Origin of the sequence: Streptomyces qinglanensis, from assembly GCF_900111245.1 — a bacterium.
GTDB classification, from domain to species: domain Bacteria; phylum Actinomycetota; class Actinomycetes; order Streptomycetales; family Streptomycetaceae; genus Streptomyces; species Streptomyces qinglanensis.
In genome coordinates, this window is sequence record NZ_FOGO01000009.1 from 93,551 (window position 1) to 116,134 (window position 22,584).

At 75.2% G+C, this 22,584-nt stretch carries 13 protein-coding genes; 3 read left to right on the forward strand and 10 right to left on the reverse strand.

Annotated elements, in window-relative coordinates; genetic code table 11:
- Positions 1–97: 97 nt before the first annotated feature.
- The gene (locus BMX65_RS19730) at positions 98–340 is read left to right on the forward strand and encodes a mycoredoxin (RefSeq protein ID WP_075001667.1); all 243 of its coding nucleotides are present in this window, start codon (positions 98–100) and stop codon (positions 338–340) included.
- 52 nt (positions 341–392) lie between these two features.
- Here the strand turns inward: BMX65_RS19730 and nudC are convergent, their stop codons facing one another.
- The 5 genes from nudC to BMX65_RS19755 form a co-directional block, all read right to left on the reverse strand.
- Positions 393–1,304: an NAD(+) diphosphatase gene (gene nudC / locus BMX65_RS19735; RefSeq protein ID WP_075001828.1), complete on the reverse strand. Its 912-nt coding sequence runs from the start codon at positions 1,302–1,304 to the stop codon at positions 393–395.
- Positions 1,305–1,499: 195 nt separating this feature from the next.
- The gene (locus tag BMX65_RS19740; RefSeq protein ID WP_075001668.1) at positions 1,500–2,909 is read right to left on the reverse strand and encodes a M20/M25/M40 family metallo-hydrolase; all 1,410 of its coding nucleotides are present in this window, start codon (positions 2,907–2,909) and stop codon (positions 1,500–1,502) included.
- 28 nt (positions 2,910–2,937) lie between these two features.
- A complete protein-coding gene (locus BMX65_RS19745) occupies positions 2,938–6,483 on the reverse strand; it encodes an ATP-dependent helicase (protein WP_075001669.1) in 3,546 nt (1,181 codons plus the stop codon).
- Positions 6,484–6,538: 55 nt separating this feature from the next.
- A complete protein-coding gene (locus tag BMX65_RS19750; protein ID WP_239502134.1) occupies positions 6,539–10,084 on the reverse strand; it encodes an ATP-dependent helicase in 3,546 nt (1,181 codons plus the stop codon).
- A 299-nt stretch (positions 10,085–10,383) separates the two neighbouring features.
- On the reverse strand, positions 10,384–10,782 hold the full coding sequence (locus tag BMX65_RS19755; RefSeq protein ID WP_075001829.1) for an MGMT family protein: 399 nt from the start codon (positions 10,780–10,782) through the stop codon (positions 10,384–10,386).
- A gap of 152 nt (positions 10,783–10,934) precedes the next feature.
- Between BMX65_RS19755 and BMX65_RS19760 the strand changes: the two genes are divergently transcribed.
- Both BMX65_RS19760 and BMX65_RS19765 read left to right on the forward strand, forming a co-directional pair.
- Positions 10,935–13,853 (forward strand): flippase-like domain-containing protein, encoded by a 2,919-nt coding sequence (locus BMX65_RS19760; RefSeq protein ID WP_075001671.1) that lies wholly within the window; start codon positions 10,935–10,937, stop codon positions 13,851–13,853.
- Between the two features lie 91 nt (positions 13,854–13,944).
- Positions 13,945–15,612 carry an alpha/beta hydrolase gene (locus BMX65_RS19765; protein WP_075001672.1) on the forward strand — a complete coding sequence of 556 codons (1,668 nt, stop codon included), beginning with the start codon at positions 13,945–13,947 and terminating at the stop codon, positions 15,610–15,612.
- Between the two features lie 83 nt (positions 15,613–15,695).
- Here the strand turns inward: BMX65_RS19765 and moeZ are convergent, their stop codons facing one another.
- From moeZ to BMX65_RS19790, 5 genes are all read right to left on the reverse strand, one after another.
- Positions 15,696–16,874 carry an adenylyltransferase/sulfurtransferase MoeZ gene (gene moeZ, locus BMX65_RS19770; RefSeq protein WP_075001673.1) on the reverse strand — a complete coding sequence of 393 codons (1,179 nt, stop codon included), beginning with the start codon at positions 16,872–16,874 and terminating at the stop codon, positions 15,696–15,698.
- 86 nt (positions 16,875–16,960) lie between these two features.
- Positions 16,961–17,806, reverse strand: a complete 846-nt coding sequence (locus BMX65_RS19775; protein ID WP_398762407.1) for a spherulation-specific family 4 protein — start codon at positions 17,804–17,806, stop codon at positions 16,961–16,963.
- Positions 17,794–18,810, reverse strand: a complete 1,017-nt coding sequence (locus tag BMX65_RS19780; RefSeq protein ID WP_075001674.1) for an NAD-dependent epimerase/dehydratase family protein — start codon at positions 18,808–18,810, stop codon at positions 17,794–17,796. Before BMX65_RS19780 ends, BMX65_RS19775 begins: the two co-directional genes overlap by 13 nt.
- A gap of 181 nt (positions 18,811–18,991) precedes the next feature.
- A complete protein-coding gene (locus BMX65_RS32175; protein ID WP_075001675.1) occupies positions 18,992–20,227 on the reverse strand; it encodes a hypothetical protein in 1,236 nt (411 codons plus the stop codon).
- Positions 20,224–22,482: a DUF3492 domain-containing protein gene (locus tag BMX65_RS19790; protein ID WP_075001676.1), complete on the reverse strand. Its 2,259-nt coding sequence runs from the start codon at positions 22,480–22,482 to the stop codon at positions 20,224–20,226. Before BMX65_RS19790 ends, BMX65_RS32175 begins: the two co-directional genes overlap by 4 nt.
- Positions 22,483–22,584: the final 102 nt, after the last annotated feature.

Sequence of the window (22,584 nt, forward strand, 5' to 3'; positions counted from 1 at the left end):
CCCGGGACATTCCCCCGGGGGTGCCCCGGGGGAATGTCCCGAGGCCGCCGCACGTTCAGACAGCGCACCCGGACGAGACGAAGGAGCACTGGAGAAGATGGCGGGCAATGTGACGATGTACAGCACCACCTGGTGCGGCTACTGCCGCCGGCTGAAGGGCCAGATGGAACGCGCGGGCATCGCGTACACCGAGATCAACATCGAGCAGGACCCCGAGTCGGCGACCTTCGTCGAGAAGGCGAACGGCGGCAACCAGACGGTGCCCACCGTCCTGTTCCCCGACGGCTCGACGCTGACCAATCCCTCGCTGGCCCAGGTCAAGGAGCGGGTCGGCGGCTGATCGCGGCGGGCGGCGCGGCCGGCTCGGCGTATCGGGCCGGCCCGCCGCCGCCTCAGTCGTGGTGCCGGGGCTGCGGCAGCGGCTGCCCGTACCAGAGCTCGACCAGCCGGGCCGCGATCGAGATGCCCGAGGGGGTGAGCACCTCGCCGGAGTCGATCGCCGCCCGCAGGTCCTCGCGGGAGAACCAGCGGGCCTCCTCGATCTCGTCCTCGTCCACCTGGATCCGGGACGAGGTGGCGCGCGCCATGAAGCCCAGCATCAGGCTGGAGGGGAACGGCCAGGGCTGGCTCGCCACGTAGCTGACGGATCCGACGGCCACCCCGGCTTCCTCGGCGACCTCGCGGCGCACCGCGGCTTCCAGGGATTCGCCCGGCTCCACGAAGCCCGCCAGCGTCGAGAACCTGCCCTCCGGCCAGTGCACCTGGCGGCCGAGCAGCGCGCGGTCCTGGTCGTCGGTGACCAGCATGATCACGGCGGGGTCGGTGCGCGGGTAGTGTTCGGCCCCGCAGGCCGGGCAGCGGCGGATGTGCCCGGCCGCCGCGATGACGGTGCGCTCACCGCAGCGGGAGCAGAAGCGGTGGGTGCGCTGCCAGTTCTCCAGCCCGACGGCGTGGACCAGCAGTTCGCTGTCGCGGTCCGAGAGCAGCACACCCGCCTCGCGCAGTCCGGCCGGGCGGGCGATGTCGTCCATCCGGCCCGGCAGCGAGTCCTTCTGGAGCGCGAAGTACCGCACACCGTCCTCGTCGGTGCCCAGGAAGTAGCGGTGGGCCTCGGTGAAGGGGGCGTCGAAGGACGGCATCGTGACGAGTTCCGTCGTGCCGTCCTCCTGGTCCTCGATCATGGCCTGTCCGCCGGAGACCACGAAGACCCGGGTACTGGGATGGCTCCAGGCCGCCGCCAGCCATGCCTCGTCCAGCCGGTGGTGGGAGGCCCGGTCGATGCCTCCGGTGCTGGTGAGGCTGATGGCCGGGTCGCCGGAGGGTCCGGGCCGGCCGGCTCCGCCGCCGGGTTCGGCGGTCCGGTCGGCGCTGGGGTCTGTCGAGGTCGGGATGGTCACTTCTGCTTCCTACTCCCCCTGGGTCGGGGCTCCCCGCCCGGCAGCCGGGTCGGGGGGCGGTTGGCGAGCGTTCGTGATGGGTCGGGCGGGGTGCCGTCCGGGTCAGCCCTCGCTCCAGTGTGCCGCGAGGTCCTCCCAGAGGTATGCGGCGGTCTCCGCGCCCTTGAACAGCAGATCGAGTTCGATCTTCTCGTTCGGCGCGTGCCAGCCGTCCGAGGGGACCGAGATGCCGAGGAAGAGCACCGGTACGCCGAGCGCGTCCCGCAGGTCGGCCGCGGGGCCGGAACCGCCTTCCCGGGTGAAGCGGACCGGGGTGCCGAAGGCGCGTCCCATGGCCCGGGTGAGGGAGCGCAGTGCGGGGTGGTCGAGCGGGGTGAGGCAGGGGCGGGTGGCACCCCAGAAGGTGATCTCGTGCCGGATCCCCGCGGGCAGCCGGCCGGCGACCCAGTCGCGGAGCGCCTGCTGGATCTTCTCCTCGTCCTGGCCGGCGACGGTGCGGAAGGACAGCTTCAGCCCGGCCGTCGCCGGCACGATCGTCTTGCCGCCGGGGCCCTGGTAGCCGCCGCCGATCCCGTTCACCTCGGCTGTGGGGCGGGCCCACACCCGCTCCAGTGTGGTGTAGCCGCTTTCGCCGAGGGCGGCCCGGGAGTGCGCCGTGCGCAGCCAGGCGTCCTCGTCGAAGGGCAGCTCGGCGAAGAGGGTGCGTTCCTCCTCGGTCAGCTCCACCACGCCGTCGTAGAAGCCGGGAAGGGTGACCCTGCGGTCCTCGTCGTGCAGCGCCGCGGCGAGCCGGGCGGCCTCGGTGGCCGGGTTGGGCACGGCTCCGCCGAAGGAGCCGGAGTGCACGTCCTGGGCCGGTCCGTACAGGTCGATCTGGCAGTCGGTGAGCCCGCGCATCCCGGTGCAGACGGTGGGGGTGTTCTCGTCCCACATGCCGGTGTCCGAGACGACCACGGCGTCGCAGTCCAGCCGCGGCGCGTGGGTGCGCAGCAGCGCGGGGAAGTGCGGCGAGCCGGACTCCTCCTCGCCCTCGACGAGCAGTTTGACGCCGACGGCCGGGGCACTCCGTCCGGTGGCGGCCAGGTGCGCGCGCAGACCCAGCGCGTGGAAGAGGACCTGTCCCTTGTCGTCGGCGGCGCCCCGCGCGTACAGCCTGCCGTCCCGCTCCTCGGGCTCGAACGGTTCGCTGTGCCAGCCGTCGGCACGGGCCGCGGGCTGGACGTCGTGGTGGCCGTAGACCAGGACGGTGGGTGCCGCGGGGTCGTCGGAGGGCCACTCGGCGAAGACGGCGGGGGCGCCCTCGGTCTCCCAGACCTCCACGACGGGGAAGCCGGTGGCGCGCAGTGCGGAGGCGAGCCAGTCGGCGCTGCGCCCCACCTCGGGGGCGCGTTCCGGGTCGGCGGAGACGGACGGGATGCGCAGCCAGTCGCACAGGTCGCGGAGAAAGGCGGGACGCTGGTCCTGGATGAAGGTCCGGACAGCGCTGTCCGGGGGAGCGGGGGTGGTGCTCATGCCCTCGAGCCTATCGGGCCGGGAGTGATCAGCCGTCGGCCGGAGGCTCGTGCCCGGGATGCCGCGCGGGTTCCCACGGGTCGTGGGCGCGCTGCGCGGGGGCGCCCTCCAGCAGCAGCCGTTCCAGTCCGGCCCGGTCCGGCAGCTCTGCGGGCCGCACCAGTTCGCCGCTGCGCACGTAGAGGAACGCCGCGCCGACGGAGGACAGCGGTACGCCCTCCTGTTCGGCCCAGGCGAGGCGGTAGACGGCGAGCTGGAGCGGGTCGGCCTCCCGGCCGCGGCCGGTCTTCCAGTCGACGATGTCGAAGGTCACGCTCCCGTCCGGTGCGCGGTCCCGGTAGACGGCGTCGATCCGGCCCCGGACGATCCGTCCGGCCAGCGCGAGCTGGAAGGGCGCCTCGACGCGGTGGGGCGTCCGGCGTGCCCAGGGAGTGCGTTCGAACGCCTCCTTGAGGGCGGCCAGGTCCCGCTCGTCGGCGATCTGCGGGGGCTCGCCCGCATACCGGCCCTCGCCGTCCGCGCCCGGCAGTTCCTCGGGTCCGAGCAGTGGCAGCGGGAGTTCCTCGAAGCGGGATTCCACCCAGGCGTGGAAGCGGGTGCCCCGGCGCGCGGCCGCGGGTTGCGGAGGGCGCGGCATGGGGCGGGCCAGTTCCCGCGCGAAGCCTTCCGGGTCGGCGGCCAGGCGCAGCAGTTGCGAGGCGCTCAGCGTGCGCGGCAGCGGGACGTCCCGCACCGCGGCGCGGGAGCGGCGCAGCTCTCCGGTGAGCGCCTCCAGGTCCCGGTCCCACGCGGCGGCGAGCCGGGCCTCTTCGGGGTCGAGGCCGCCGGGTGCCGCACCCGCACCCGGGTCCGGACCCGCGCCGGGGTGCGGGGCCGGGGCCGCGCCCGGGGCCGACGGGTCCGGGACATCCGCGATGTCCGGTTCCGGGTCCCCCGTGTGCCCCGCGTCCCGGTCCGCCGCCGGGCCCGGACCGGCGGCCGGGCCCGCATCGACGACCCCGGCCGTCTCCGGCCCGGCGACCTCGGCGGCTTCCGCGGCGTCGGCGGCATCGGCGACCGCGGCGGCTTCCGCGGCCTCGGCGGCGTCGAGGTGGGCCAGCACCCGGCTCGCCGCCGCGCGGCGCAGCGCCAGCGCTTCCGCGTCCAGCGGCAGCGGCCACGCGCGTTCCTCGGCGGGCTCCTCCAGCGCGGGGTTGGCCGCGTCCTCCTCGGGCGGCTCGGCCCAGTGCTCGACCTCGCCGTGTGCCGGGTCGGCCTCGCAGTGGGCGCGCAGGGCCTCCAGGAAGGCGGAGGGGCCGCGCGGGCGCTTCTGCACATGCCCCCACCAGTGCCCGGAGCCCAGCAGCAGGCTGCGCGGGCGGGTGAAGGTGACGTAGCCGAGCCGCAGTTCCTCCGTCGACTGATGCGCCCGCAGTGCGTTCTCGTGGTCCTTGAGGCCCTTCGCGGTCCACTCGGGCCGGGGCGGGAGGGTCTCCGCGTCCCCGCGCAGCGCGTACGGCAGCACCTTGGGCTGGGTGAGCCAGGTCTCGCGGGCCTGTTCGGAGGGGAACTGCTTGGCGACCAGGCCGGGTACCGCGACCACGTCCCACTCCAGCCCCTTGGACTTGTGCGCGGTCAGCACCTTGACGGTGTTCTCACCGCCGGGGAGTGAGCTGTCCAGCCCCTTCTCGTACTGCACGGCCGTCCGCAGGAACGCCAGGAAGGCCAGCAGGGTGGCCTCGCCGTCCAGGGAGGCGAAGCCCGCGGCGATGTCGAGGAACCGGCCGAGCGTCTCGCGCCGCCGCGCCGCCACCGCGTGCGGAGAGGCGGCCAGCTCGACCTCCAGACCGGTGACGGCCAGCACCCGGTGGAGCACGTCCATGAGCGGATCGGCCAGCGAGCGCCGCAGGTCGCGCAGTTCGGCGGCGAGCCGTGCGAAGCGCACCCGCGCCTCGGCGGAGAACGGCAGGTCGTCGTCGTAGCCGTCGGACTCCAGGAAGGTGTCCAGGGCGTCCGCCAGGGAGCGCAGCTCGGCCGGGTCGGCGCCCTCGACGGCCGCCGCCAGCCGCTCGTCCGGGTCGTCGTCCGGGTGTGCGCGCTGGTGTGCGACGAGCAGCGCCGCGCGGCGTCCCAGCAGCGCCAGGTCGCGGGGGCCGATCCGCCAGCGCGGTCCGGTCAGCAGCCGTACCAGTGCGGCGTTCGCGGTGGGGTCCTGCAGCACTTCGCAGACGGCGACCAGGTCGGCGATCTCCGGCAGGTGCAGCAGTCCGGACAGGCCGACGACCTCGACGGGCAGATCGCGCTCGACCAGTGCGCCCTGGATCTCGGCGAAGTCGCCGGCGCTGCGGCACAGCACGGCGATCTCGCCGGGCGGGGTTCCGGTGCGCACCAGGTGTGCCAGGGAGTCGGCCAGCCAGGCGATCTCCTCGGCGTGCGTGCTCAGCAGCGCCGCCCGGACCCGGCCCGCCCGCTCCGCGCCGGGTGCGGGGCGCAGCGCCTCGACGCCCTGGTGGCGCTCCCGCAGCGGTGCGGCCATCGTGTTGGCGAGGTGCAGCAGCCGACCGCCGCTGCGCCGGTTCTCGCTCAGCGACTGGCGCCGGGCCGGGGTGCCGTCGGCGTGTGCGAAGTGGCGGGGGAAGTCGTCCAGGTTGGCGACGGAGGCGCCGCGCCAGCCGTAGATCGCCTGGCAGGGGTCCCCGACGGCGGTGACCGGGTGGCCGGTGCCCTGCCCGAAGAGCCCGGCCAGCAGGACGCGCTGGGCGACGGAGGTGTCCTGGTACTCGTCCAGCAGGACGACGGAGAACTGGTCCCGCAGGGCGCGTCCGACCTCGGGCATCCGGGCGAGCCGTGCGGCCAGCGCGATCTGGTCGCCGAAGTCGATCCGCTCCTGCGCCTGCTTGCGGGCGCGGTACTCCGCCACCAGGCCGAGCAGTTCCTGCCGGGCGAGCATGGCCTGCGGCACCTTGCGCAGCTTCTCGTTGGTCAGCCGGGCGCCCTCCAGCCCCGCGAGGAGTTCGGCGTCGTGCGCGCGGAGCTCCTCGGGCGCGACGAGGTGTTCGGACAGCTCCGCGTCCAGCGCCAGCAGGTCCTCCACGAGTGCCGGTACGGACTTGGTGAGCGCCTCGAAGGGGCCCTGCGCCGAGCGCAGCACCGCGGCCGCGAGCTGGAAGCGGGTGGCGTCCGCCAGCAGCCGTACGGTCGGCTCCAGCCCGAGGCGCAGTCCGTGCTCGGTCAGCAGCCGTCCGGCGAAGGCGTGGTAGGTGGAGATCTGCGGCTCTCCCGGCTCCGCACCGTCGGGACCCGCCGGGTCGGGGTCGGTCACCCCGGCGCGCAGCAGCGCCTTGCGCACCCGTTCGGACAGCTCGCCGGCCGCCTTGTTGGTGAACGTCAGTCCCAGGACCCGGTCGGGCGCCACCTGCCCGGTGCCCACCAGCCAGACCACGCGGGCCGCCATGACGGTGGTCTTCCCCGAGCCCGCTCCGGCCACGATCACCTGCGGAGCGGGCGGCGCGGTGATGCAGGCCGTCTGCTCCGGGGTGAACGGGATCCCCAGCAGCTCGGCGAGCTGTGCGGGGTCGGTGAGGGGTGCGGGCACTCGTAAGACGCTAGCGCTCGCGGCTGACAGCGTGCGCGGGGGCCGGACGGAGGCGCTACTCGACCACCTGGCGGCCCTCGGGGCGGGCGGAGCAGGCCGCGCGGAAGGCGCAGTGCGTGCACTGCGGGCCGGGCGAGGGTGTGAAGCGCTCGTCCAGGACCCGCGCCGCGGCAGTGGCCAGCAGCTCGCCGACCCAGTCCCCGTCCCGCCCTGTCCCGGATGCGGCTTCCGCCCCGGGCGCGGCTTCTGTTCCGGTTTCGGGAGCGGTTCGGGTCTCCGGAGCCGTGCCGGATTCCGGAGCCGTGCCGGTCTCCGGCCCGCTTTGCGGTCCCGTTCCCGGCCCCGGGCCGGGCTCCGGTGGTGCCTCCTGCCGCTGGACGACCGGGAGCGCGTCTCCGCCGTCGCGGCGGGCGGCACCGAGCCGCAGATGCACCAGTTCGGCTCCGCCCGGCTCCGGCCGTACTCCGTCGAACAGGGCGTCGGCCGCGCCTTCCTGCACGGCGCGCTGGTAGACGGCGAGCTGGGGATGGCGCTCGACCTCGGGCCCGGTGGGACGGGTGCGGCCGGTCTTGAAGTCGACCACATAGGCGCGGCCCGCCGCGTCGCGTTCGACCCGGTCCATGCTGCCCCGGATGCGGACGGCATGCTCACCGGCCCGCAGCGTGACGTCGAAGCCGTGCTCGCTGCCGACCGGCTCGCGGCCCTCTCCGCGGTCCATGACGTGCCAGCGCAGGAAGCGTTCCAGGGCGGCGCGCGCGCTCTCCTTCTCCTGCCGCGACTTCCACGGCGCGTCGAAGGACAGGCCGTCCCAGACGGCGTCCAGCCGCTCCATGAGCGCGGACAGGTCGCCGGGGCTGCTGCCGGAAGCCACCTCGTCGGCCAGCACGTGCACCACGTTGCCGAAGCCCTGCGCGGCCGTGGCCGGTTCGTCCGCCTTGACCTCCCGGGCCAGGAACCACTGCAGGGAGCAGGAGCGCCCGAGCTGCTCCAGCGCGCTGCCGGACAGGGCGACCGGCGCCCCGCGCTCGCGCAGCGGCACGGCGGAGCGGGTGGGTTCGGCCAGCCCCCACCAGCGCTGCGGATGCGCTGCCGGAACGAGCGGATGGCCGTCCTCGTCGCGCTCGGCCGCCAGTCTGGCCAGCCGCCGCGCGGCCGCGTCCCGCAGCGCGGGCGAGGCCGCCGGGTCGACGGTGGTGGCGCGGAGCTCGGCGACGAGCGCGGGCACCGAGAGCGGACGGCGGGGGCGGCTGCCGACCGGCTGCGGCTGGACGCCCAGCTCGCCCAGGAACCGCGAGGGCTGGTCTCCGTCCTCCGCAGGGGCCGCCACGGCCGTCACCACGAGGCGCTCCTTGGCGCGGGTCGTCGCGACGTAGAACAGCCTGCGCTCCTCGGCCAGCAAGGCTCCGGGGGACAGCGGCTCGGCGATGCCGTCCCGGCCGATGCGGTCCGCCTCCAGGAGCGAGCCCCGGCGCCGCAGGTCGGGCCAGAGCCCCTCCTGCACCCCGGCGACGACCACCAGCCGCCACTCACGGCCCTTGGCGCGGTGCGCGGTCATCAGCCGTACCGATTCGGGCCGCACCGCCCGCTGGACGAGCGTGTCGGCCGCTATGTCCTGGGCCTCCAGCTCCTCCAGGAAATTGAGCGCCCCCCGGCCGCCGCCCCGCTCCTCGGCGCGTGCCGCGACGGCGAACAGGGTGCAGACGGCGTCCAGGTCGCGGTCGGCGTTGCGGCCCGCAGGGCCGCCGCGGCGCGCGGCCCGCTCCAGCCGGTCCGGCCAGCCGGTGCCGCTCCACAGCGCCCACAGGGCCTCTTCCGCTGTGCCGCCGCCGGCGAGCAGTTCGCGGGTCTTGCGCAGCAGCAGGCCGAGGCTGTGCGCGCCCTCCACGGAGCGCCCGCCGGGTGCCGGGGCCGCGGCGCCGGAGTGCGGGGTGTGGGCGACCAGGCGTTCGGGCTCGGCGAGGGCTTCGGCCAGCAGGGTGTCGGAGGGGCGGGGCACCTTGGCACCGGCGGCGCGTTCCTCCTCGCGCAGCGTCCGGCCGAGGCGGCGCAGGTCGGCGGCGTCCATCCCGCCGAGCGGCGAGGTCAGCAGGGTCAGCGCGGTCTCGGTGCCGAGCGCGGCGGTGCCCTCCAGAGCGCCGGTGGCCGCGACGCGCAGCGCCGTCAGCAGGGGGGCGACCGCCGGTTCGTGGCGCAGCGGTACGTCGTCGCCGTCCACGTCCACGGGCACACCCGCGGAGACGAGGGCGCGGCGGACCACGGGCAGGGACCGCCCGCCGGCGCGCACCAGGACCGCCATCTCGCCCCAGGGGAGGCCGTCCTCCAGATGGGCGCGGCGCAGCAGGTCGGCGACGTTGTCCAGCTCGGCACCGGCGGTCGCATAGGTGTACGCCTCGACCCGGCCCGAGGCGTGTGTGTCCTCCCCGCTCGGGCCGGGGCCGTCCGCGCCGTCCCTGCCGTCAGCACCCGCCGAGTCCGCCGGGCCCGCCGCGCCCGGCCCGTCCGGGCCACCGGCCGGCCCGGGACGCAGGGCGCGATGGGCGCGGACGGCCTCGGCGGGCAGCCGGGTGAGGGGCATCCGGGCGGTCAGCTCGCGAGTGGCGGACAGCAGTCGGGGCCGGGAGCGCCGGGCGGTGCGCAGCACCCAGACGGGCGCGGGGGCTCCGGAGCGCTGCGGGAAGAGGTCGGGGAAGCGCAGGATGCCGTTCACGTCCGCGCCGCGGAAGGCGTAGATCGACTGGTCGGGGTCGCCGAAGGCCACCAGGGTGCGGGCCCCGCCGCCCGCCAGGGCCTGCAGCAGCCGCACCTGGGAGGGGTCGGTGTCCTGGAACTCGTCGACGTAGATCGCGTCGTAGGCGTCGTGCAGCCGGGCGGCCACCTCCTGGCGCTCGGTGAGCAGGACGGCGCGGTGCACGAGCTCGGCGTAGTCGAGCACGCCCTGCATGTCCAGTACGTCCAGGTACTCGGCGAAGAAGCCGGCCGCGGCGCTCCAGTCGGGGCGAGCGGCGCGGCGGGCGAAGGCGTCGAGCGCGGCGGGGCCCAGCCCGAGTTCGCGCCCGCGCGCCAGCACCGCCCGGACCTCGTCGGCGAAGCCCCGGGTCGTCAGGCAGGCGCGCAGCTCGTCGGGCCAGCGCACCGTCGCGCGCCCCCGCGCCGCCAGCGCGAGCTGGCCCTCCAGCAGTTCGCGGATGTGCAGGTCCTGCTCCGGACCGGTCAGCAGCCGCAGCGGCTCGGCGAACAGGTCGGCGTCCTGGTGCGCGCGTACCAGCGCGTAGCAGAACGAGTGGAACGTCGTCGCTGCGGGAGCCCGCAGGGCGCCGCCCGGGGGGTCCCCACCGCCCTGCGGCACCGGTCCGGTCGGCGCGCCCGGCGCCGGGGTCTGCCGGGGCAGCCGGCCGGGTGCGGAACCCGCATCCGCGGCGAGCCGGTCCGCCATCCGGTCGCGCAGGTCGACGGCGGCCCTGCGGCTGAAGGTCAGCACCAGGACGCGCTCCGGGTCCACGCCCTCCCGCACCCGGGCCGCGACCGCCTCGACCAGGGTGGCCGTCTTGCCGGTGCCCGGTCCGGCCAGGACGAGCAGCGGGCCGCCGCGGTGGTCAACCACAGCACGCTGGGCCGCGTCAGAGGCAGGGAGATCGACCGGTCCGGCCCCGGTGCGCACCAGTCGGTACGCACCGGGCTCGCGGGACCGCTGACGCGTGTCGGCAGCAAGGGAGGGACTCACGTGGATCGCCTAGGGGGAAGTCTGTGCGGAGCGGTACAGACGCTACGCCTGCGGACACACGTGTCGCAGCGCCTCGCTCCCGTGCCCCGTACGGCTGCTGTACCCCGTACGGACCGCCCAGCGCATCGGGCCGGGCGGCATGGCGGAAGCTGGGAACTGTGAGGAGCCGCAGCGCGGGGTCACCCGACCGTCCCGTCCCAGCGGGCCCGGCGCATGTCGAGCCGCGGGACCTCGCCCCGGCGACGGGACGCGGCGGCCGGCTCGCGCAGCGGAGTGCCCTCCGCGTGGTAGTGCGCCAGGGCCTGCTGCTCCTGGCCCGGCAGCGGGACCCCGTCCGCACGCACCACGCGCCACCAGGGGACGGCGCCGCCGTACAGCGCCATGGCTCTGCCCACCTGGCGGGGGCCGCCCTCCTCCAGCCACTCGGCGATGTCCCCGTACGTCAGCACCCGGCCGGCCGGGATCAGCTCGGCGACCTCGAGTACGCGCTCCGCGTAATCGGGCAGCGCGGGCACGTCGGCGTCCCGGGACGCGGCAGAGGCGTCGTCCGGCTGCGCCTCTCGGGGGTTTCCAGCCATGCGGGCCATGGTGCCGCATGGCACCGACAGCGGCGCCGCGGCGGCCGGGAGCGGCCGGGCCCCGGTGCCGATTCGTCCCCCGCGCCCCCGGAATGCACCCTCGTGCTCCCGGCGGCCCGCCCCTCGTGCCACCATCTTCCGGGCGGTGACGAGTGATACGGGACCACGACGAGACGGCAGCGGCAGGACAGCGGCACGGTGACGAACCCTCGCCGGAGGGCGCACCCGCCGCCGACAGTGCTGCCCGGCCCGGCGCGGGTGCCGGTCGGAAGTCCGCCCGACAGGGTCCGCCCGAGCCCGAACCCGAACCGGAACCCGACCCGGAGCCGGAACCCGACCCGGAGGCCCGGCCCGGCCCGGAGGACGGGAGCGAACCGGAGGACGGGAGCGAACCGGAGGGCCGGTCCGAGCGGGAGCCGGAGTCCGCGGCCGGCGGCTCGTCGTCCGGGGAGGAGCCCCCGCAGAAGCCGGAGATCGCGGCGAAGGCGGACCGGGTCGAGATCGAGAGCGACGAACCGCTGCTCTCGGCGCGGGTGCACCGCCCCTCCGATCTGCTGCGGATGGTGCTCGGGCTGCTGGGCATCGCGCTGGTGCTGGTCATCGCGAACTTCGCACACGGCACCACAGCAGGACTCGAACAGGACATCGACAAGGGCACCGCGGAAGCTCCCGATCTGCTCATCAGCCTGACCGGGCTGGCGTCCAGCATCGCCGTACTGCTGGTTCCCGTGGCGTTCGCGATCGAACGGCTGATCAAGCGGGACGGGCTGCGGATCGCGGACGGCGTGCTGGCCGCCGTCCTGGCGCACGGCGCCTCGCTCGCCGTGGACCTGTGGGTCGCCCAGGCGGCGCCGGACTCGATCCGGGACGCGCTGACCAAGGCGATCACCCCGCAGGACGCCACCACCCCGGTGCACAGCTATCTCGCACCGGTCATCGCGTACATGACCGCGGTCGGCATGGCGCGCCGGCCGCGCTGGCGCGTGGTGCTGTGGGGCGTGCTGCTGCTGAACGCGACCGCGGTGCTGGTGCCCGGGTACACGACAGCGTTCTCCATCGTGGTGACGGTGCTGATCGGCTGGACCACCGCCTACGGCACGCTGTACGCCGTCGGCACCCCGAACGTCCGGCCCACCGGCCAGACGCTGCTGGCAGGACTGCGCCGCGTGGGCTTCTCCCCGGTCAGCGCGGTGCGGATGGAGGACGCCGGGGAGGCCGACCGGCGCGACCACAACGACCGGGGACGCCGCTACCGGGTGACGCTGGAGGACGGCCCGCCGCTCGATGTCACCGTCGTCGACCGCGAGCAGCAGGCCCAGGGCTTCTTCTACCGCGTCTGGCGGCGGCTGGCGCTGCGCGGCATCACCCAGCGCCGCAGCCTCCAGTCGCTGCGGCAGGCCCTGGAACAGGAGGCGCTGCTCGCCTACGCGGCCATCTCCGCGGGCGCCAACGCGCCCCGGCTGATCGCCACCTCGGAGCTCGGCCCGGACGCGGTGATGCTGGTCTACGAGCACATCGGGGGCCGCAGCCTGGACGCGCTGCCGGACGAGGAGATCACCGACGAGCTGATGCGCACGACCTGGCGCCAGGTCGAGGCGCTGCAGTCACGCCGGATCGCACACCGCAGGCTGGTGGGCGACGCGCTGCTGGTGGACCGCTCCCGCGCCGTCTACCTGACGGACCTGCGCGGCGGGGAGATCGCAGCCGGGGACCTGATCCTGCGGATGGACATCGCGCAACTGCTGACCACACTCGGGCTGCGGGTGGGCGCCGAACGCGCCGCCTCGACCGCGGTGGACGTGCTGGGGCCCGACTCCGTCGCGGACAGCCTGCCGCTGCTGCAGCCCATCGCACTCAGCCGCAGTACCCGCACGACCCTGCGGCGGCTGGCCAAGGAGCGCGCCGAACGCGAGCGCGAGGCGGTCATCGAGGCGTCCCGCAACGGCAGGGGGGCCAGGGCCCGGGACGGGGCGGAAGCGCAGCCGGCGGGGGGCCGGGCGCACCGCAAGTCAGTGCGGGCGGAGAAGAACGCCGAGAAGAAGGCCATAGACGAGGCGCTGGAGGAGGCCCGCGAGGAGGATCTGCTGGCGCAGATCCGGCAGCAGGTGCTGCGGATCAGGCCGCAGGCGCCCATAGAGCCCGCGCGGCTGGAGCGGATCCGGCCGCGCACCCTGGTCAGCTTCATCGCGGGCACCCTGGCCGCCTACTTCCTGCTGACCCAGCTCTCCCAGGTCCCGCTGGACAAGGTGCTCAGCGCGAACTGGGCCTGGGTCGGCGGCGCGGTGCTCTTCTCCGCGGTGACCTATCTGTTCGCCGCCATGTCGCTGCTGGGCTTCGTCCCGGAGAAGGTCTCCTGGTGGCGGACGGTTCAGGCGCAGGTGGCCGGCTCCTTCGTGAAGCTCGTGGCCCCCGCGGCGGTCGGCGGGGTGGCGCTGAACGCCCGGTTCCTCCAGCGCTCCGGGGTGCGCCCGGGGCACGCGGTGGCCAGTGTGGGCGCCTCCCAGCTCTTCGGGCTCGGCAGCCACATCACCCTGCTGATGCTCTTCGGCTACATCACCGGGACCGAGCACACGCCCACCCTCTCGCCGTCCCGCGCGGTCATCGCCGGACTGCTGACCGCGGCCGTGCTGGTGCTGATCGTCACGGCGGTGCCCGCGCTGCGCCGGTTCGTCTCGAACCGGGTGCGCTCGCTGTTCGCGGGCGTGGTGCCGCGGATGCTGGACGTGGTGCAGCGGCCGCAGAAGCTGCTCACCGGTGTGCTGGGGATGCTGCTGCTGACGCTGGCGTTCGTGATGTGCCTGGACGCGTGCGTGCGTGCGTTCGGACACGAGACGAGCTACGCGAACCTCGCCGTCGTCTTCCTGACCGCGAACGCGCTCGGTTCGGCCGCCCCCACTCCGGGCGGGCTGGGTGCCGTCGAGGCGGCCCTGATCGCCGCGCTCATCGCCTTCGGGGTGCCCAAGGAGGTGGCGACCCCGGCGGTGCTGCTGTTCCGGCTGCTGACGCTGTGGATGCCGGTGCTCCCCGGCTGGCTGTCCTTCACCCATCTGACCCGCAGGGGCGCACTCTGAGGAAGACCACCCGTCCGCCTCACACAGCGCGCCGCCGCACCGGGTCCGTCCGCACGATGAACGTCCCACCCCCTGTCGGGAGGACGTCCCCATGCGGCATTCCCGCTCCCCGCGGCGGCCCGTCGCCGCACTCGCGGCAGCGCTGATGGTGACCGCGGCCGTGACCAGCGGCTGCGGCAGCGAGGAACCGGACCGCACCCGGAAGACCGAGGCCAGGCCGAGCGGCCGGAGTTCGGCCGCCTCCGCGGCGGCCTCCCGCGCCCCCGCGCCCTCCGGGAGCACCTCGGCGGGGCAGTCGCTTCCCGACGCGCTCACCCGGCAGCAGCCGCGCTGGTCGCCGTGTCCCGCGCCGAACGCCGCGCAGGGCACCGACACCGGCTCGCCCGCGCCGCTGCCGGGAGGCGACCGGTGGGAGTGCGCGAAGCTGAAGGTGCCCCTGGACTACAGCGAGCCCGGGGGCCGGACACTGGGCATCGAGATGATCCGCGCCGCGGAGCGCCCGGGCGGCGGCAAGCGGATCGGCTCGCTGGTGTTCAACTTCGGCGGCCCGGGAGGCTCCGGGGTCGCCGCGCTGCCCGCCTTCGCGGACGAGTACGAGACCCTCCGCGGGCGCTACGACCTGGTCAGCTTCGACCCGCGCGGGGTGGGCCGCAGCGAGGGGGTGCGCTGTCTGAGCGACAAGCGGCTGGACGCCTACTTCGCCGCCGACTGGACGCCCGACACCTCCGCGGAGGAGCGCAGCCTCTTCGCCCGCCAGGAGTCCTTCGCCGAGGGCTGCGAGAAGCGCGCCGGGGACCTGCTGCCGCATCTGACGACCGAGAACACGGCCCGCGACATGGATCTGATGCGGCAGGTCCTCGGCGACCGGAAGCTGCACTACTTCGGCATCTCCTACGGCACCGAACTGGGCGGTGTCTACGCGCACCTGTATCCGGAGAAGGTGGGCCGCGCCGTCTTCGACGCGGTGGTCGATCCCGCCTCGAACCCGGCGCAGGGCTCGCTGGGCCAGGCCGGCGGCTTCCAGAAGGCGCTCGACAACTACCTGGACCGCTGCACGTCGGGCGAGGAGGAGTGCCCGGTCGGCGACGATCCCGCGGAGGGGAGGGAGCGGATCACCGAGCTGCTGGCCGATCTGGACGCCGAGCCGATGCCCACCGACAGCGGCCGCAAGCTGACCGAGTCGCTGGCCGAGGGCGGGATCGCGCAGGCGCTGTACTCCGAGGAGACCTGGGACCTGCTCACCCAGGGGCTGGAGGAGGCGGTGGCGGACAGCAACGGGTCCACACTGCTGCTGCTGGCGGACGCACTCAACGGACGCAACCAGGACGGTACCTACAGCACACTGCAGTCGTCGCTGACGGCCATCAGCTGCGCGGACAACGAGCAGCGCTACGGGACGGGGGCGATCAAGAACAGGCTGCCGGACTTCGCCGAGACCTCCCCGGTCTTCGGGCCGATGTCCGCCTGGGGGCTGGCCTCCTGCCACGACTGGCCGGTGCACGGCAGATGGCGGACGCCGCCGGTGAGCGCCGCCGGGTCCGACCCGATCCTCCTGGTCGGCACGACCGGGGACCCCGCCACCCCGTACGGGGGGACGCGGGCGATGCAGCGGGAGCTGGGCGACGGCGTCGGGGTGGAGGTCACCTACCGGGGTGAGGGGCACGGCGCGTACGACAGCCGGAACTCCTGCGTGCGCAAGGCGGTCGACGGCTATCTGCTGCGCGGCCGGGTGCCGCGGAACGGCACCGACTGCAGCTGACACGGGCACGACCAGGGGCGCACGGCCGGTGCCCGGCCGTGCGCCCCTGGGATGTCCCGGCGGTCGGTACGGTCCCGGCGGTGCTAGTAGACGGGCTTGTCCGGTTCGATCTGGTTGACCCAGCCGATGACGCCGCCGCCGACGTGCACGGCGTCGGAGAATCCCGCGTTCTTGAGCACTGCCAGAACTTCCGCGGAGCGGACACCCGTCTTGCAATGCAAGACGATCTTCTTGTCCTGCGGCAGGTCCTGCAGCGCGGTGCCCATCAGGAACTCGTTCTTGGGGATCAGCCGGGCGCCGGGGATCGAGACGATCTCGTACTCGTTCGGCTCCCGCACGTCGATGACGTCGACGCTCTCACCGTCGTCCAGCCACTCCTTGAGCTGCTTGGGGGTGATGGTGGAGCCCGCGGCGGCCTCCTGCGCCTCGTCGGAGACGACACCGCAGAACGCCTCGTAGTCGATCAGCTCGGTGACCGTGGCGTTCGGTCCGCAGACCGCGCAGTCGGGGTCCTTGCGGACCTTGACCTGCCGGTAGCTCATCTCCAGTGCGTCGTAGATCATCAGGCGACCGACCAGCGGGTCGCCGATGCCCGCCAGTACCTTGATGGCCTCGGTCACCTGGATCGACCCGACGGAGGCGCACAGCACGCCCAGCACGCCGCCCTCGGCGCAGCTCGGCACCATGCCGGGCGGCGGGGGCTCCGGGTACAGGCAGCGGTAGCAGGGCCCGTGCTCGCTCCAGAACACGCTGGCCTGGCCGTCGAAGCGGTAGATCGAGCCCCACACGTACGGCTTGTTCAGCAGCACGCAGGCATCGTTGACCAGGTAGCGGGTGGCGAAGTTGTCCGTGCCGTCCACGATCAGGTCGTACTGCGCGAACAGCTCCATCACGTTCGACGAGTCGAGCCGCTCCACGTGCAGGTTGACCTGCGCGTGCGGGTTGATCCCGAGCACCGTGTCCTTGGCCGACTCCGCCTTCGGCCGGCCGATGTCCGCCTGGCTGTGGATGATCTGCCGCTGCAGATTGGACTCGTCGACCTCGTCGAACTCGACGATGCCGAGGGTGCCGACACCGGCGGCCGCGAGATACATCAGCGCCGGCGAACCGAGGCCGCCCGCGCCCACACAGAGGACCTTCGCGTTCTTGAGCCGCTTCTGACCTTCCATCCCGACATCCGGGATGATCAGGTGACGTGAGTACCTGCGGACCTCGTCGACGGTGAGCTCGTCGGCTGGCTCGACCAGGGGTGGCAGTGACACGGAGACTCCGATGGTCGGTGGAACGTGCGGGAAGTCACCCGCCCGGAGGGCGGGCTTTTCCTTCCGTAACACTGCCACGCCCTACCTCATTCCGAGACACCTGGTCCAAGGCACGAGACGATCTCGTCCCAGTAGCCGGGCAGCGCCGCCCACGGATCCTGCCCCCGGTCCCGGGTGCGGTCCGTGAAGCAGACCGTGCCCGCGCCCTGCCAGCGGGCGATCCGCAGCGCCTCCTCCAGGTGCGTGCGCGGCAGCGCGTGCACCCGGTGGCAGAACCGCTCGGCCGGATAGGTCGCCGTCCACTCCGCCGCCTGCGACCAGCGGTAGTCACCCCAGCTTCCGGCATAGGTGACCAGCTGGTCGGCGCATCCGAGGTGGTCGGGGTGCGGAGGGCCGCCCGTCTCCAGCACCAGGAAGCCCCCGGGCTCGGTGGCGTCCTCGGCGTGCTCGCCGCGCGCCCCGGCGGCGCCGCACAGCGCGCGCAGGGTGGCGCTGAGCCGCTGGACGTGCCCCAGCAGGGCCGGAGCGTCCGGGCCGTGCGCGAGGTAGAAGCCGTCGACCCGGTACCAGTCCAGGAACCGATGGGCTTCGGAGACCAGTTCGCCGAATGTCCGCGTGCCCTCCCGCATGTCGAGACGGCCGAGTACGGGGACACCCGCCGAGCGCAGTGCGGCGACCGCAGGGGCGCAGAACGGATCGGGCCGCGCGCCGGGGCCGTCCGCGACGTCCAGCACCGCCCAGTGCAGCGGGCCCGCGTCCCGGTCCGGGCCCGGGCAGGCGCCGAGACCGGGCCGGGCGAGCTCCGCCCACTCCATGGGCGCCAGCATCGGGTGTGCGCACCCCGGTACCCCGAGCCCCGGCCGTCTGCTGGCCGCACCGCTGCCGCCGCCGGTCGCCCGGAGCCGGCCCGGAGGTGTCGTCAGATACGGCACGCCGCCTCCATCCAGATGTCGGCCAGCGACTCCTCCAGACCGATCCGAGGCCGCCAGCCGAGCCGGTCGCGCGCCGTACGGACGTCGGCCTGCTGCCAGCCGCCGCAGCCGTCCGGGTACGGGTAGGAGGCGGGCGGCGACGGCTGCGCACCGTGCTGCTGCGCGGGGATGGCGGCGCTGCCGGCCGGCCCGCCGAGCGCTCCGGGCACGGCACCGGCCGGATGGCCCTCGCCCGGCCCCTGTCCGGCCGGGCCGCCCTGGTCGTGGACCGCACCTGCGTACCCGGCGACGCGGGCCAGCAGCGAGGCGGCGTCCCGCAGCCGCACCGCCCTTCCGGTCCCGATGTTGACGATGCCCTGCGCCGCGGACAGGGACGCGGCGTGCACGGCCCGCGCGATGTCGCGGACGTCCACGAAGTCGCGCTGCACGCTCAGCCCGCCCAGCTTCAGTTCGCTGTCGCCCTGCTGCATCGCCCGCCGCATCGCCTCCGCGATCCGCCCGAGCGGCGAACCGGCAGGGGTGCCGGGGCCGATGGGCGAGAAGACGCGGAGCACGACGGCGTCCAGCCCGGAGGCCAGCACCAGTTCGGTGCCCGCCAGCTTGCTCACCCCGTACGGCCCACCGGGACGCGGGACGGCGTCCTCGCCGGTGGAGGAACCGGCCTGCGCCGGCCCGTACTCGGCGGCGCACCCCACGTGCACCAGACGGGCGCCGCAGCCGCTGCGGCGCAGCGACTCGCAGACGGCGGCCGTGGCGACCACGTTGTGCCGGATCAGTTCGCGCCCGTTGCCGCGGGTGGTACCGGCGCAGTTGACGACGACGCCGGGGTGGACCGCGTCCAGGAAGCGGGTGAGGGCGCCGGGGCTTCCGGTGGACAGGTCGAAGCGGACGTCGGCTTCGTCGCTCCTGCCGAGCGCGGTCAGTTGCACCGCGGGGTCGGCCAGCAGCCGGTCGGCGACGAAGCGGCCCAGGTATCCGCTGGCGCCCAGCAGCAGCACCCTCATTGTGCGGCCCCCTCGCACGAGTGCGGGGCCCGGCACTGCCGCACGCCCGGGTGGGGTCGCTTCCCAGGGGTGCCGGGATGTGCCAACTGCGCGTGGATCATCGGGTCTTGCTCCTTGTCGGTGTCGCACGGGCGGGTCCGTAAGCCCGTGCCGGAGGGAGGGATCGGGGGCGGCCCGGCGGTCATACGGGCGCCGCCCCCCGGTGGTGCGCCGAGGCGTTGGCCAGCGCCCCCGCCGCGTACGCCAGCAGGACGAGTGCCGCGCAGCCGCAGGCGGCGACCGGCACAGCCGCTGTCCCCAGGTGCGCCACCAGCGCCTCCGGAGGACGGCTCAGTGCCCCGAGGCCGGTCAGCCGCGCCACGGGGACGGAGAGCAGCGCGGCGGCCTCCGCAGCGCATGCGGCGGCGAGTCCGGCCGCAGCCGCCCGCCGGAAGCCGTGCGCCGCCAGCAGCAGCGCGGCGAAGAACAGCAGGCCGAGGGCCCCGGTGGCCGCGGCAGCGGCAGGCCAGGGGATCTGCGGGGCGGGCGCCGCGCCGGGCGCCGCGGCGGCCAGCGGGCCGGTGGCGAGCGCGCGGGCCGCCAGGTGGAGCACCGGCAGCCCCACCGCGACGGCGCAGACGGACAGCGCCAGCAGCGGGCGCACCGCCGCGGCGAAGTCCTCCAGGCTGCGGCTGCCCGCCAGCCTGCGCCGGGCGGCCGAGGCGAATCCGCGCGCACCCCACACGACGGGGGCGACTGCCAGCGCGAGGGCCAGGGGGAGGGCGGGCGACGGCATCCGGGGTGCGCCGCTGGAGGCGTCGGGCCCGCCGCCCAGCAGTCGGGCCAGGAGCCAGTCGCCGTACAGCGCGTATCCGGCCAGCCAGCAGACGCACAGCGCGGGGAACGCAGAGAGCGCAGAGGACGCAGCGGTGCCGGCCGCACGCGGGACACGGGGGACGGCCCGCAGCGCCGCGACCGCGCTGCCCAGCACGGTGAGTGTGCCCAGGACGCACAGGGCGGCCCGTACCGCGGCGGGGCCGTCGCGCAGCAGCACCGACCAGGCGAGCGTGCCCGCGCACAGCAGGCCGGGCAGCAGTGGCAGCACCAGCGGCGCGCACCGTGCGAGCAGCCGCCGGCCCGCGGCGCCCGGCGGGCGCGGGTGCCGGCTCTCCGCGGAGGGCGCACGGCGCGCGCTCCCCCCGCAGGCACCGTCACCCGTGTGCGGGGGACGGGCGCCGGGGTACGGAGTGCGCGCGTACAGTTCCTCGGCCAGCGAGAAGACGTCGCGGTGGCGGCATCGGGCGACCGTCCGGTCCGTGATCCCGTCGGCCTCCAGCCCGGCGGCGATCTCCAACGGGTCGACGGCACGCTCGCACAGGGTGCGGTGCCGGTGCAGCAGTACGCGTACGGGGTCGCCGGGGGCGGAACCGGTCGTCACGGGGCCGTCCCCTCCCCCGGCTCGGCACCGACCGCCGCCCGCCCGGCGGGGCGCGGTCCGCCCGCGCTCTCCCGCGGGCCGCGGTCCGGGCGGGCCCAGCTCGGCACATGCGGGGAGCCGGCACCGGTGGTGAGCGCCCCGGCCGCGCGCCGACCGGGGCGGCCGACCGGACGGCGCCCGTCGGCGCCGGGGACTACCGCGCCGGCGGCGGTGTCCACTACCGGGTCGCCGGACCACCGGGTGTCGGTCGTCACCGCGTGGCCCCGCAGCCGGCTCTCGGGAGGGCGGGCGAACGGGACCGCGTCCTCCGACGGGTCCCCGGCGTCCCCGGCGTTCCCGGCGTTCCCGGCGTTCCCGGCGTTCCCGGGCGCGGGCTGCCGGTGGCCTTCCGCAGGCCGCTGGGCGAGGTCGCGGTAGATGCTGCGGAACGCCTCGACGTTCTGCCGCACCGTGAACAGCTCCAGCGCCCGCGCCCGCGCCGCGGCGCCCAGCCGTGCGGCGCGCGCCGGGTCGCACAGCAGCGCGACGCAGGCGTCCGCCAGTGCCCGGGGGTCGTGTGCGGGGACGAGGCAGCCGGTGCCGCCGATCACTTCCGGGGCCGCCCCCACGTCGGTGGAGACGGCGGCCCTGCCGCAGAACATCGCCTCCACCAGCGGCACCGGGAAGCCCTCGACGGTGCTGGAGAGCACGGCGACTCCGCCCAGCGCGTAGGCGTCCGCCGGGGTGGGCACGGCGGCACTGCCCAGTTCGTCGAAGGTGACCGGGCTCTCCTCGCCCGGAGGCAGCGCGGGGAAGAGCCGCGCGGCAAGCGCCCGGCAGTGCGCCCGGTAGCCTCCGGAGCCCTCCGGGTGCCCGCCCGGCCGGTCCGCGCCGCCCTCCGCGGGGACACTGCCGCCGTCCGCCGCAGCACCGGGGGCGCAGTCGGCCGCCTCGGGGGCGCGCGGATCCGGCCGCTCGACGATGCGCAGCCGGGCGGTCGGCACCGCCTCGCGTACCCGGGCGAAGGCGTGCAGCAGGGTGCCCAGGTCCTTGGCCGGGCCGGGTACGCCCACCCACACCAGCGTGGGTGCGCCGCTGGAGCGGGGGCCGCCGGGCGGCGGCAACTGCGCGGTCTGCTCCCCGACGGCGTCGAAGGGTGTCGGGTCCATGCCGGGACAGACGGTGCGCAGCCGCGCACTGTCGGCACCGCAGTGCTCCTGCCAGCGGCGGGCGTGCGTGTTCCCGGGGGTGATCAGGTGGGCCTGTGCGTACGCCTCGCGCGCCAGGCGGCGTTGGAAGGAGGCGAGCAGGGCGCGTACGGGGGCGCCCGCGACCCCCCGTGCGACGGCGCCGGCGGCGCTCGCCAGGTAGTGCTCGCGCAGCCGCACGCCGTATTCGGTGATCAGCAGCGGCACGCCGAACGTGCGCTTGGCCCACAGGCCGGGGAGGGCCGCGGGTCCGGCGCCGACCGCGTGGCACAGGTCGGCGTCCGACAGGCCCGCGTCCCCGCCCCGCTGCCCGTACCAGTCCAGGGAGAGCGGGCGCAGCGCACGCTCCAGCTTGTCGGTGACGGCGAGCAGGTCACAGACCTGGGCGGCATGCGCGGCCGGCATCGCGCCCGGCGCGCGGCAGGCGGATTCCAGGATGCGCACGGCGCTCTCGGAACGCAGCGCGGCGGCCAGCCCGCCGCGCTCGGCCGCCAGTTGGGCGAGTCCGTAGAGCCCGGCGGCGAAACGGTCCGCCTGACCGTCGGCCGGGGGCCGCGCGGAACCGGCCCCACTCCCGGGGGTGCCGACCGTGGCGGACCGGTCGGCCAGGGCGGCCAGGGAACGGCCGAGGTCCGCACGGTCGAGGTCCGCACAGTCGAGGTGCGCACAGTCGAGGTGCGGATGGCCGGCCGCGGACCGGTCGACCGGGGACCGGTCGGAGCCGGAACGGTCCGGGCCGGAACGGTCGGGGGCCGCGCCGCAGACGGCTTCGGCGAGCGCGCCGAAGCACTCGCGGAAGCGCTGCTTCTCCCGCCGCCCGTAGGAACCCCACGTCAGCCCGCGTACGCCCGCGCCGCCGGGTTCGGGACCCCACAGCGGTGCGGTGCGCACCCGTTCGACGTTGGGCGGCACGTCCCAGCAGCCGGTCCGCTCCTGCCGGGCGCTGCGGCTGAGGGCGTACACCGCGAACTCGTGGCCGTCCAAGCCGCGCACCAGGCGGTCGCACCACAGCGCGGACTCACCCCGCACATAGGGGTAACCACCCTCCGTAAGCAGCGCGATGCGCACCTGCGCACCCCCGATCCCTCTCGTGGCGTGCCGCGCGCCCGGCGGCTCGGCACGGGCGCGGCGGCGGAATGTCGAAGACGCAGCAGACGCTATGCGGGCGTC